Below are 12,595 nucleotides of genomic sequence, written 5' to 3'. Positions count from 1 at the left end.
GAAGATCAAGGGAGCTTCTGCGCCCCGTCCGGTCTGGTCGTGGCGACGAAAACCTGATTGGCAACGCCCGCGCCGTTCGCGACCTCGCGGACGTAGGCGATGCGGCGCCCGTCTGGTGAATAAACACACGCCTCGGGCCTGGGGGGGCCCGCGGACTCGCGGGGGCCGGTAAGCCGGGTGGTTTCGCCGGTCGTAGTGTCTACCTCGCAGACGCTGCCGCCGGCGACGCAGGCGATAGCGCCGCCGTCGGCGCGCCATGTGAACGCGGACTCAATCGGGAAGGCGTTGTGCGTGAGCTGGGTCGGCTCGCCGCCGTTGGGTGAGATGAGCCAGAGCTGTTCGACGCTCGAGCGGTCACGCATCAGGAAGGCGATCCGGTCGCCATCGGGGCTGCTGCGTGGCCAGTGGCGCACGGGGCCCAGGCCGGGGAAGCTGCGCGACGTGGTAAAGGTAAGCCGCCGCTGCGAAGCGTCCAGCGGCGGCGCCGGCCAGGTCGTCGCGGTCCCTTCCAGCGGCCTAGCGCCCGGCTTGGTTACGTCGTTGGGGATATCGACGACGAACAGTTCGGCCACTGGCGAGCCATCTGGCGAGGCCACGTCGCCCAGGAAGGCGAGCGCCCGCGCTTGCCGGGTTCCGTCGGGCCGAACGTAGCCGTGGGCGCCGACCCAGGCGTCGCTGTAGGCGCGATTGATCTGGTCGGTCCCGGGCCGCGGGGAGTCAACGGTCTCGGTGACCAGCACGCAGAAGGCGATCCCATCGTGATTGCGGGGGTGCGACTTAGGGGGGCTCACGTGGCCCAGCGGCGCCGCGACGCCGACGTTCCGCTGGTGCTTCTCGGCGTGCGGGTCATCCGCGGACGCTAGGACGTGGTCCTCGTAGGTGAAGCTCACCCAATGGCCGTCGCCGCTGAACACGTGGACGTGTGTGCCGCCACGCAGGGCGCCCGGCGTGAACGGGGGCGTTATGTCCCGCGCATCGAGGGTCGCGGCCGGAGCGCCGCCGTCTGCGTGGACGACCACCCCTCGTCGATGCCACGCCGTGTACGACCAGTCATCCGTCGGGTTCTCTGGGCCGTGGATGAAGACGACGCGGTCATCCACGGGGCTGGCGGTCACCACGCCGCAACAGGCGCCCGCCCGCGACACGAAAACGACCTCGACCTCTCCGGTCGCGACCCTTACACGCTCGATCCTCTGCCCGTCAAAAACGCTGCCGGCCGCGTCGCTGCGCATGTCGTAGTAGATCCACTCTCCGTCGGGAGACCACACACCCGTGTTGGTGAGCAGGTGATTGCCCGGGGCGGTTGTGATCTGGCGCTCGGTTTGCACTGTTTCGGCCTCGACGCGCGACGTAGTGGGCGCTAGGCCAAGCGCCAGCAACGCGAGGCTGACGTGCGCGAGCGCCCCCCCGGCCTGCGGCGCCGTAGCCCGATACGTCTGAGTGTACATCGGGGTTAGATCCCCCACCGGACGCGCGACTGAGCAACCGACTCCAGTTCGACGCCGTCGCTCCACAACACCTCGTGCCCGCGGGGCGGGTCGCCCCCCCAGCGGTCGTCCAGCGGTTCGCTGGCGGGTTGGTAACGGGTGTCGCAACTAATGCGGAAGCGGTCCGATTGGTTCTTCAACGACGCGTGGAGGTTGTACATGCACAGCACCACCGCGTCGCCCGGCTCGAAGGTGGTGGTCGCCCACCGGCCCCCGAAGCGGTCGACCAGCTCGGCGGGATCGTCGGAGAAGACGCCGCGGGTGCGATTGCGGTCGACGTCGTCGCGGCCGTAGGTAGCGATCACGTCGTCCCAGCGGTGCGAGTTGAGGCAGACCGCCAGCGGGCCCATCTCCGGCGTGATGTGGCCGAAGGGGGTCCACAGCGTCAGCAGGCGTTGCGACCCCCGGCCCATGTAGACCATGTCGCAGTGGATGGGGGAGCCGGCGCCGGGTGGCGCCGCCCGCAGCCATTCGAAGTTGAAGTGGGTCGCGGCCTGACCGAACAATTCGTCGAAGAACTTCATCGTCCGCGGGCCGTACAGCACGTCGCGCACCGACGGGGTTTTCAAGTAGTCGTTGCCCCGGACCGACGAGGTGGCCCCCGCCCGCTTGTCCGCCGCGACCACGCCATCTGACTCGGGCTGGTTGGGGTCGAGCATGCCGCGCTCGGCAAGCCGATGGAGCATGTCGCGGCGTGCAGCAAGCACCGCATCGGGGTCGTGGAAGCCGCGGATGAACAAGAAACCGTCGTCGCTCAGGCGCTGCCGGAGGGCCGCCGGGTCGCCCAGCAGCGGGCTGCTGTCGGGCAGTTCGAGGGCGAGGTACTTGCCGTCCGCCTCGAAGCATCGGTCGCCTATAGCGTACGAAGTGCTCATGTTTCTGCTCCTAGGGTAGGTGGGTGGGGCTCGGCGCGGTGGGACTGGCCGGCCGGCGCGTCGGTCGGCTGCTGGAGCCAAGCGAGATTGAACCGGTAGGACAACTTCGAGCTCACCAAATGGATCAGGCCATCGGGCGACTGCTTGGCGTCGAGGTAGCCGGCGGGTTCGGCGTGCGACGCGTCCATCTCGAACCTCCCGGTCCAGGCGCCGCCGTCCAGCGTGCGGGGCTCGCCCCCCATGCTGACGAGCCTGCGGGCCGGCCACGTCTGGCCCTCGTCGTACGACAGCGCGGCAAACATGCCGTAGCTGGTGAACCGCTTCCCATCAGCCCCGGTGAACTCCATCCCGCCGGTCGACGCCGCGTCCGGCTTCGGGCGTGGGTTGGTGAAGGAAACCAGCAGCAGCGGTCCTTCGTTCAAGCGCAACAGCGTTAACCGCTGCCCGCCGGCGATGGCCGGCAGGCCGCTGGCCGAATAACGCCACGTTTCTCCTTCGTCGGCCGAGACGCTCTTCGGCATCTGCCCGTTGATGGCGTCGCCGCGCCCCAGCGCCAGCCAGCGGCCGTCGTTCAGCTCGACCAGCCCCGCGTGGATTCCGGCGATCCAGGCGCCGGTTTCACCCTCTGCGAACACGGGCGCCGGACGGCCGCGGCCGGGGTCGTTCCAGGTGCGGCCGCCATCGACGCTAACGTGCACGGCCGTGCCGCCGTCGCCGCCGGTGACTGCGTCGCAACAGAGCACCATCTTCCCGGTGCGCGTGCGAACAACGTTGGCGATCGGCATGTTGCGAAGACCGTGCTCAGTGTTGATGAGCTTCGCGGGCGACCAAGTGACGCCGTTGTCGGTGCTGGTTCGCATGACCAGGGCGAGGTTCGCCCAGGTTCCGACGGCGCCGAGGCCGTTGAAGTGGTAGAGCGTCTGCCGGCCGTCCCACCACAACGCATCGCCGTGGTCGTTTCGGCCCGGGGCGTCCCAGAACGGGGCGGCGGGACTCCACTCCGTCTCACCGAAGCGGAGCCGCGAAGCAGCCACGGCCAGTTCGCGGCCCGGCTCCCGCCGCGTGGTGTACCAAATAGCGAAGAGGTCGCCGTTGGGGCAGACGGTGATCGCCGGGCAGTGGTTGTGGTGGGAGTACAACGGGCCGTCGGAGCCCGCAGGAATGTTCACAGACGAGGTCGGCACGGCGAATCGCGGCGTGTCGTCGACCCGTGGCTTGGTCCAATCGCGGGGCGAGGGATCAACTCCACTAGCCCAGGCAGGCGTGGGGCTGACGACGCGCGAGGGTTGGGTCGTCACCGGTTCGGCCTGTACCACGCGGAAGCCGATCATCGCGTGGCTGTCCTCCGGGAGCGTCCCCATCCGCGCCGCAGAGCGCAGGAAGGCCAACGGCGTCGAGTGACTGCCGCCGCGGCTCACGCGGAAATCTCCCGCCACTGGCCCCACCGGGTCCACCACGGCGCCGCGCGGATACGGCCCGTACCAGTCCGCACACCATTCCTCGACCAGGCCGTGCACGTCGCGCAGCCCCCAGGCGTTGGCGGGAGTTTGGCCGACGGTCAGGTCGACCGCGACGGGATTCGAGTGCTCGCCTTGATTGCGGTGGAACGACGCGTCGAGTGACGCGCCGGTGTGGTAGGGCGTGGTCGTTCCGGCGCGGGCAGCGTATTCCCACTCCGCTTCGGTGGGAAGGCGGTAATTGCGGCCCTCCTGGTCCGACAACCAACGGCAGAAAGCGCCAGCCTGCTCCCAGGAGACGTGCACTACCGCCTCGTCGTCGCCGCGGCTCACCTCGTCGCGGCCGCGGAGATCGACGTGCGTTGGATCGAACCGCTCGTACTGCGCGTTGGTGACCGAGGATGTGGCGATGTGATATGGGCGGGTGATTCGCACCCGGTGGGCCGGACGCTCGTGGAACTCGCCTTGGTCGTCACCTTGGATGAACTCGCCCGGCTCAATCGCGACCGTACTGATCGCCTGCGCGCCCGGCTGCGCCTCGGCCGCGCCAGCGGCCGAGGGGGCGCTGAGCGACGGGATGCAAATGGACGTCCAGAGCGGAGCGACCAGCAGGTGCCAACGACGAGACATAGCGCAGCGGGAGAACAGAAGGACGGGCGGTGATGCGTGGTTGCGATCGACCTACGTGTCGATTTACTTCACGGTGACTTCGGCCTTCGGATCGCCCCGACCGGTGGTGACATTGATCTCGATCTCGGCGTCGGCCTGAGGCAGCGGCGCCTGGGCGTCGACGATCGGAAAGAGCGCCTTGCCGGCCGAAACGGGGCCCTCGGGGCCGTCGTACGCCTTACCGTCGGTGGCGATGATCTGCACCCAGTGGGGTCCCCCGACCAGCCGGCGATCGCTCTGCGTGCGAATCCTGCCGTTCTCGATGATCGCGACCCCCTGCCCGCCGGAGTTGTTGGCGGTCCTGTCCGGGGTGAAGATCAGCTTTCCTTGCGGCACGGGCTCGCCGTTGCACAGCACGCGTCCGGTGACGGAGTAGCGCGGCGGCCCCGAGTCGCAGCCGGCAATCGCCGCCGCCATGGAAAGCGCGAGCAAGGCTCCGGTTGGATGATAACGCCGATTGCTGTCCATGCACCTAGCCTCCATTGATGATTTCACCGAAGTTTCTGCTCGACTTGGCTTGGATGATCGCCAGGTCGACGTCCTCAGTCACGAACTGAACCGACCCGTCGCAGTGGGCGAACTGGCACCCCCCGGGGTGCAGGCTGCCGAACGGCCTGGAGTTGCCGAACTCTTGGCAGGGGCCCTGGTTGTTCTGCCCCTCGATGTCGATGCAGTGGTTGATGCCGAACTCCACGTTGCGAAAACCCGCGGTGTCGCACGGTTCTGCAAACAAGCCGCTGAGCCCGGCGATCCAGGCGGTCTCGCCCATGTGGCGTTCGCCGATGCAGAAGGTGTTGGAAGTGCCGTCGGTGATCTTAGCCATCCGGATCTTACTGTTCGCGTACAACACGCCGAGCTGCGCGAAGCCCCGGCGGTCGCCGAACCTACTGGTGCAGGCGCCGTTGGCCCACGCCGCCATGGTAATGTTGTTGGGGGGCGACCCGGTGGTTTGGCTGTACTCGTTGATCCCCACCGCGGGATTGCGGAGGGGGCCTGCGACCCCGCTGTAGTGCTGAGTGTAAGTGGTCTGACCGTTCACCACGCCCGAAATGAAGATGCTCTTCTGCGCTTCCGCTCCAACACTGGGGCAGAAGAAGCCTTGGATGGCGTTGAGCGACACGGCCTTGTTCTCTTCGTAGCCGAGGTCCCAGTTGATCTGCTCGTAGATGGCGTTCTCCTCCATCTGCGGGAGGATGCGTGCGTGCCAGCTGATCATGGCGCCGTCGTTGGCGGGGTCGGTCCTTGGCCGTCCGACCGCGAACTCCGCGCCGGGGGGGAACGCCTTGTAGCTGCTCTCGTAGTTCAGCATGGCGAGCACGATCTGGCGCATCTGGTTCGCGCACTGACTGCGACGTGCGGCCTCACGGGCCGACTGAACGGCGGGCAGCAGAAGCGCCACCAAGATGCCGATAATGGCGATCACCACCAGCAACTCAACGAGGGTAAAAGCGTGCCTCTTCATCGTCGGCCTCCTGAGAAGATGGTGCGCCCCGGGATCTTGCCACGGGGGAAAGTAAGTCGCCGCAGCGTCGGAATGTGCTGCGTGGGATAGAACAGGGCGCCCAGCAACGCCGCGCTGAGGGCGTAGGCGGAGGGCTCGGGTACGGCGACCACGGAAAGCTGAAGCACGCCGGGCTGACTATGGAGCGAAAGCCGCCACGCGAGCCCGTTGTCGAGCCGCGGCAGGTCGATGGAAGAGAAGTTCGATCGGCTCTCGCGGAAGGACACTAGTTCGAAAAAGTCTCCCAGGGCGGGGGTGTAGCCGTCGATCAGCTCGACCGACAGCAGCCCTCCCGCGGTGAATAAGCCTTGAACCAAAAGCTGGTCGTAGCGGTTGGCGTCGGTTCCCCCGAGCTCCATCACCAAGGCGCCTCGCTGGCCCTGGGTGTAGTCGCCGCTAATGGAGAGCCGCCCCGGGCTGTTGCCGGGCGAGAGCGTGCCGCCGGTGTTGGAGAGCCCTCCCAGGACCGCGCCGCTGCCGTTGAGGGTTCCCTGTTCAAGGAGAACCTCGCCCCCGTCTGCGACTACCTCGCCATTGAGCGTCAGTTCTCCCTCGCCCGTCTTGCGCAGGTCGTGGCCCCCCAACCTCAGTTGGTTGTTGACCGCGAGGCTGGCGCCGGCCGAGATATCCGCCCGAACTTCGTTAAGCAGGCTCACCGCGACCTGCAACTGATGGTCGCCGCCAAACACCTGCACCGGCACTCCGGCCAGCCGCAGCACGCCGGGCCCGGCGATGGCGACCGAATTCTCGCCGATTAGTCGCACCCCCCCCACGCTGACGTCTTGGTCGAGCACCACGGTGCGATCCGCGGTCATCCCCGGCCCGAACACCGCGATCTCTTCCGCGGTGTTGGCGACCCCCCAGTAGCTCGACCAGTTCGTCGGGTCGCGCCACACGCCGATGCCATCGCTTAGCCAGGTCCGTTCTTGCGGGGCCGCAACGCCGAGCACGTGCCCCGGGCCGCTGAGCCCGCTGACGACGGTTTCTTTCTGGTCCTGGGCAGTGAGTCTGTAGACTCGGCCGTTCTGGAAGTCCGTCCAGAACGCCTCGCCATCGATCACCTGAATCCCCAACGCCGAGCCGATGTCGCTGGGGTCGTACAGCTTGTTCGCAACGCCGTCTGGGCTCACCTCATACAGGTCGGTGCTCGACAACGCCGAGGCGATCAGCCGTTGGCCGCTGGTGTCCCAGGCCAAGCCTTGCGGGCTGTCGATGCTCCACAAATCGCCGAGAAAGGCGCCGGTCGTGGCGTTGAACTTCTGCACTTTGTCCCCTTCGCGGTTGGCCACGTACAGCGTTCCTGCGTCGTCCACGGCGATCCCTCGGGGGTTGTCGAGGCTCCCCCCCGCGAAGGCAGTATCCACCAGCGTTGCGACCGCACGGCTCGCCGTGTCGATCGAGAAGATCCGGTCCGAATCGGCTCCGAAAGCGGTCGAAAGGATTAGGTTGCCGTCGGGGCCGAGCGCTAGGGCCTCCGGGCGTCCGCTGAAATCTACCCCTTCGGTCGCCACGACATCGATAAAATTGCCGCCGGCGTCGAACCTGATGATGCGTCCGCCGTCTTTTTGCTCGCCGACGTAGACAAACCCTTGCGAGTCTTGCAGCAGGCCTATGGGGGCGTCGAGCGCCGCGCCGGGGGCGTTGCTGTTGATGAAGTTACCCAGCGGGACCCACTCCCCTGCGGCATTGGCTTGGTACCGCAAGATGCGATCCGCGCCCGTGTCGGCCACCAGCGCGTGCGACGGGGAGAGCGTGCGGAAGTCGTCGGCCCGGTGGAAGGTGAGGAAGTTGGCGTCGTGGTAGTTTGCGGCGCCCCCCAGCCCGTCGTCGTACGCGGTCCGCGACGCGGCGATGAGGTCCTGCCCATCGAACTGCCAATCGACGTACTGGAAACCGTGCTTCGATCGGTCGGGGTGGTAGAGCAGGACCGACTCGACCTCCCAATCGCTCAAGTCGCTGGAGGACATAAGCGCAAGCGCGTTGCGTGTGCTCCCTGGAGAACTCCCCTGGAACTGCGGCAGCACTGGGTTGGAGAGTGTCCAGTAGCGGTCCGACGCGGCGTCGTAGCGGACCGCGAACTTGGTGGCCCCGCCGGGGAAGTCGACAAAATCCTGATCGGGGTTGAACGATACGGAATGGTTCTGCTCGTCGACCCGCACCACAGCGGCAACCGACAGGTTGTCGACCCGCAGGAGATTGACGAGGTTGTCGTCGCGGTCGACCACGACGCCCCCTTCCAGCCAGCCGTTCACCTCGCCGTTGATCCACGAGGTGTTGCTGGCAAGCGCGTTGCTGAGGGTCCAATTGGACGCAACCAGCAGGTCGGAGCCGATCGGGGCGGACATCACCAGCGAGCGGAAGTGCCGCGGCCAGCCCCCGCCGTTGGACGTGTCTTCAAAGCCCCGCCAGATCCGTCCGTTGTGCTCTACCATCGGCATCGGCGCGGTGTGGTAGCCGTTGGCGGACGTCAGAAAGCCGTTCGCGGCGTTGGTGGGGTTGGTCCAGCTCGATCCGCCGTCGATTGATTTCCGCACGACGATCCTGCCGTACAGCTTGTCGACCCCCATGATGTAGAGGTCGTTCCCTTGGGTGAACAAGTTCGACCAGGCCTGGCCCTGCAGCGTTGCCGACGGAGACCAGGTGAGCCCCTGGTCGGTCGACCGGAACACCTCGGTTTTGGACGACGTGTTGAACGACGAGCTCGGACCGAACCGGTCGTGCGACGCCACGTAGTCCCCGTTCGGGAGAATCACAATCGACGGCGAACCGACGTATTCTCCCGAGGACCTTGGAAAGTGGTTGACCACCGTGCCCGGCACCTGCGAGAAGTCCTGCGCCACGCCCTGGGCCGCGGGCGTGAGTACGGCCAGGGCGCAGACGCAGAGCACCGTTGCGAGGCGCGGGTTCACCGCGCATGCCGCCGCTCGCGCGGCGCGTATCGGGCGAAAGCAGAAGCTAATCAACGGACGCCTCCCCGACGGGTCACCAGGATTGACACTCCCGCGACCGCCGCCAACAGCAACGCCGCGGAGGGCTCTGGCACCGGGCTGGACCCGGCGGCCAAGGCGCCGACGCCCGGGTTGCCGAAGCTGCCTTTCCAGAGCGTGTAGTGCTGAGCGCCGATCGGCACGCCGAGGCCGTTGTCGTTCGGCAGGGGAGTGTTCGAGCCAAGGCGGTCGCGCCATGCCGTGTAGTCCGCCGCGTCGACGAACCCGTCCGCGTTAAAGTCGCCCGCGACCCCGCCGCCGCCGGCGAAGTTCAAGAACAGGCTGTTGCCAGTCTTCACCAGGCTGAAGCCGCTGGAGTCACCCGCGAGCGTCAGGCCGGTCATGGTCAGCGTGGATGCCGCGGAGACAATCTCGAAGCTGTCCCCGTTGGCGGGGGTGAAGCCGTTGATCAGCGAGATGTCGACGACGCCGGACAGTCCGGCCGTTCCCGCAACCGCCAATTGATCGAACAGGCCGGCCGCCGTGCCCCCCAGCTCGATCGCGAGCGTCGCCCCAGCAGCCTGGGTGTAGGCGCCGCTGACGCTGAGCTTGCCGGCGCTGGCGCCCGGGGCGACCGTGCCCCCCGCTTGATTGTTGAGGGCGCCCCCTAGTTTGCCGGTCCCCCCCAAGGCACCAGCGGTTACGTTCACCGTGCCGGTGAGGCTGCCGAGCTGGTTGTTGATGTTCAGCGTGCCGTCCCCGCTCTTGGTGAGCGTCTGACCGTTGAGGCGGAGCGCGTTGTTGAAATCGAGCCGGCCGCCGGCCGCGATGTTCGCGGTCACGCCGTCGTTGACGCTCACTGCCGCTTGGAACTCGTGGGAACCGGCCTGCTCCACACCGAGGCTGATCGACCCGGTGTCGGAATCGAGCGTCAACGTCTGCGTGCCGGCGACGATGTAGCTTGTCGTGGCGCTATTGAAGGCGACCCCCTTCGCGGTGACGGCCGAGTCGACCACCACGGTGATGTTCGCGGCGCTGGGGATGGCGCCGAACCGTGCAATATCCGCCGTGCCATTGGGCACTGCGTTGAGCCAGTTGCCCGCGCCCAGCCAGCTCCCCGAGGCGTTGGCCGTCCACTGGTTGGGGGTCGGCGGCGGCGACGGCTGGGCGAGCAACGCGGCGATGTCCGCAGCAGACAGCACCCGGTTGTAGATCCGCATGTCGTCGAGGGTCCCTTCCAGGGGGAACTGCCCCGCGTTGGGGCGTTCGCCGAACGAGATCGCCGAACCGCCCAGCGCCCCGGCGCTATTCCCCAGCGCGAACGTGGTGTTGTCGACGTAAGCGGTCCAGTCGTTGGTCGCACTACGCGAGATGCCGACCAAGTGGAAGGTGTTGTCGGACAGGACGAGGTCGGTGTGCACAAACCCCAGCCCGCCGTTGTGGAACCAAAACAGTTCGCCCACACCGTCCCCACCCGGCGGCTCGCCCGGGATGGTGGATCCCATGCTGTTGTCGATAATGCCCAGGTTCCAGCGCCCCGCGGCGCCGTTGTTCCCAGAGAAGATGTGCTGCTGAATCGTCCCGATGTCGGCCGTCTTGACGAACCCGAACATGCTCATCGGGCCGGTGTCGATCCCGAGCAGCGGCGCGGTGGCGGTGGTCAGCACGCGGTTGGCGTTCGTGCCGGCGAAGACGTAGCCGTTGTCAACGCGGCCCGAGAGCCCGGTGGTCACGGCGCCCTGCACGGCGCCGGGGTTGGCGCCCACGGAGTCGGCAGCCACAGTGGCGCCCCCCCCCTCGTCGAGTTTCCAGTGGCCCAACAGGCCCGTGGTGATGTCCTGGGCGAGCGCCTCACTCCCCAGCGTGGCCGCCAGCGCGGTCGCTGCCGTCCAAATCAAGGTGTTGCGAAACATGGTTAAGATCTCCAGCCCGGGACCAGCCGGTGTGTGATGAGTGCCTTGTCAAATGAACGTGATCAGTTGGTACATAAACCCTGGCCTACCAGACCCGCCGCCGCCGCGCGATAATCCCCGCCAGGCAGCCAGCCAGCAGCAACGCCGCGGCGCCCGGCTCGGGGACCGCGGTCCCCACGAGCGCGCCCAGCCCCGCGGCCCCCAACAGCGTCACGCCCGGTGCGGCGATGATGCTGCCGGGGTTCCCGCCTAGGACCCTGGCGTTGTTAAAGTTGACCGTGCCGGAGCCGAGGATCGTGAGCGTGAAACCGTTTTGGACCAGCAGGTTGTTGAACGCGAGCGTCGTTCCGGCGGCAACGTTGACAGTGGTGTTGCTGCCGAGCTCCACGGGCAACTGCAATTCGTGCGACCCGCTGGTGACCGTGATCAAGGCGCTTCCGGTGTCAGCCTCTAGCGTCAACGACCCTGCGCCAGCGACCGCGTACTTGTTGGCGTTGTCGAACCGCAGTGACTTCACGGTGTTGGCGGCATCCATGTAAACCGTGGCGGGCGCCTGAATCACGCCCCCCAGCAGAGCCCGGGCGACATCGCTGTCAGGCGAGCCAAACAGCCAGTTGGCGCCGACGTCCCAGTTCCCGAAGTCATCGACTTGCCACTCCTGCTCCGCAGAGCCGATGCCCTGGAAGGGGATCGCTTCGATCCCTTGCGCGTTGCCGAGCCCCGAGGCTACTGTCGTTTTCGTGTCTACCGCGTCGAGGCGGTAGACCGAGCCCGTGTTGAAACTGCTCCAATAGGTCTGGCCGCCGATCACGTCGATGCTGAGGATCGAACCGGTGTCGCTGGGATTGTAGATCTTCGTCACTCCCTCGGCGGGTGTATTCGTCGGGGATACCGGGGGCGCAAACGCCGCAGAGCCCGCTAGATCGATCTCGAAAAGGTCCTGCCCACCTCCGAATACACCGGCCGTGAGCGTGTTGGTCGACGCGTTGAAGTGCAGCGCCATGGGGTTGTCGAAATTGCCAAACACGTCGTCGTTGATTGTCAGCGGGTCGGCGCCGATCCCAGCGTCGAGGTAGGCGCCGGTCGTGGCGTCGAACCGCAGGATCGAGCCGGTGCTGGTGCCCATGCTGTCGCGGTTGGCCACGTAAAGCGTGTTACCCGCTACAGCAAGTCCGCGCGGGTTGATCAGCCGGTACGTCGGGTTCGGGAAGAAGAGCGGGTCAGGCTCGGCGATGAACTCGCTGAAACCGCCGGTGGAGATGTTCACCTTGTAGATGTTGTCCTTCTCGAAGCCGTTGGTGCCGAACGGGTTCGAGGCGAACAAATTGCCGTCCGGCGCGATCGCTAGGCTGTCGGGGATCTCCCCGCCAAAGGTGGTAAGCACCCCCTGAAACACGCCCGCCGCGCTATACTTCAAAATTCGGGCGGCGCCACCCTGGTTGACCTCGCCGATGTAGACCGTGCTGGTGGCGCTGTCGTAAACGATCGGCCCCGGCGAGTTCAGACCCGATCCGTCGCTTGCCTGGGCGAAGATGCCGTTGACGGACCAGTTGTTGCTGGCGTTGACGTTGTAGCTTACGACCCGGCTGTTGAGCGAATCCGCCACGAGGACGGTCGTCTGCGCGTGGGTGAAGGGGACGCAGTACGTCACGACCGCCGCCGCCAACGCGGCCGAGCGTAGTTGGTCCCAATAACTTGTCCCTACCGCCCGATGCAGCATACGCAATACGGCGCATGGATTACTCGACATGGAAATTCTCCCTCAG

8 protein-coding genes are annotated in these 12,595 nt (G+C 66.7%); all 8 read right to left on the bottom strand.

The genetic code is table 11. The annotated features are described in order from the left end of the window. Positions 1-5: 5 nt before the first annotated feature. The 8 genes from Pla175_RS21485 to Pla175_RS21450 all read right to left on the bottom strand — a co-directional run bounded on the left by Pla175_RS21485 (position 6) and on the right by Pla175_RS21450 (position 12,579). Positions 6-1,448, bottom strand: a complete 1,443-nt coding sequence (locus tag Pla175_RS21485; protein ID WP_145290435.1) for a DUF3748 domain-containing protein — start codon at positions 1,446-1,448, stop codon at positions 6-8. Between the two features lie 5 nt (positions 1,449-1,453). After that, positions 1,454-2,362: a phytanoyl-CoA dioxygenase family protein gene (locus tag Pla175_RS21480; protein ID WP_145290432.1), complete on the bottom strand. Its 909-nt coding sequence runs from the start codon at positions 2,360-2,362 to the stop codon at positions 1,454-1,456. Next, entirely contained in the window at positions 2,359-4,449 is a 2,091-nt protein-coding gene (locus Pla175_RS21475; protein ID WP_145290429.1) for an SUMF1/EgtB/PvdO family nonheme iron enzyme, read from the bottom strand. The genes Pla175_RS21480 and Pla175_RS21475 overlap by 4 nt, the downstream gene beginning before the upstream one ends. A 63-nt stretch (positions 4,450-4,512) precedes the next feature. Next, on the bottom strand, positions 4,513-4,920 hold the full coding sequence (locus Pla175_RS21470; protein WP_145290426.1) for a hypothetical protein: 408 nt from the start codon (positions 4,918-4,920) through the stop codon (positions 4,513-4,515). A gap of 40 nt (positions 4,921-4,960) precedes the next feature. Continuing rightward, the gene (locus Pla175_RS21465; RefSeq protein WP_145292243.1) at positions 4,961-5,950 is read right to left on the bottom strand and encodes a DUF1559 domain-containing protein; all 990 of its coding nucleotides are present in this window, start codon (positions 5,948-5,950) and stop codon (positions 4,961-4,963) included. Continuing rightward, the gene (locus Pla175_RS21460) at positions 5,947-8,877 is read right to left on the bottom strand and encodes a hypothetical protein (RefSeq protein ID WP_145290423.1); all 2,931 of its coding nucleotides are present in this window, start codon (positions 8,875-8,877) and stop codon (positions 5,947-5,949) included. The genes Pla175_RS21465 and Pla175_RS21460 overlap by 4 nt, the downstream gene beginning before the upstream one ends. A gap of 71 nt (positions 8,878-8,948) precedes the next feature. Beyond that, positions 8,949-10,829 (bottom strand): LamG domain-containing protein, encoded by a 1,881-nt coding sequence (locus Pla175_RS21455; RefSeq protein ID WP_145290420.1) that lies wholly within the window; start codon positions 10,827-10,829, stop codon positions 8,949-8,951. An 85-nt stretch (positions 10,830-10,914) separates the two neighbouring features. Continuing rightward, positions 10,915-12,579: a PEP-CTERM sorting domain-containing protein gene (locus Pla175_RS21450; RefSeq protein WP_145290417.1), complete on the bottom strand. Its 1,665-nt coding sequence runs from the start codon at positions 12,577-12,579 to the stop codon at positions 10,915-10,917. Positions 12,580-12,595 lie beyond the last annotated feature (16 nt).

The organism is Pirellulimonas nuda (assembly GCF_007750855.1).
In the GTDB taxonomy this organism is placed as follows: domain Bacteria; phylum Planctomycetota; class Planctomycetia; order Pirellulales; family Lacipirellulaceae; genus Pirellulimonas; species Pirellulimonas nuda.
This window is presented reverse-complemented; position numbering and strand designations above follow the sequence as displayed.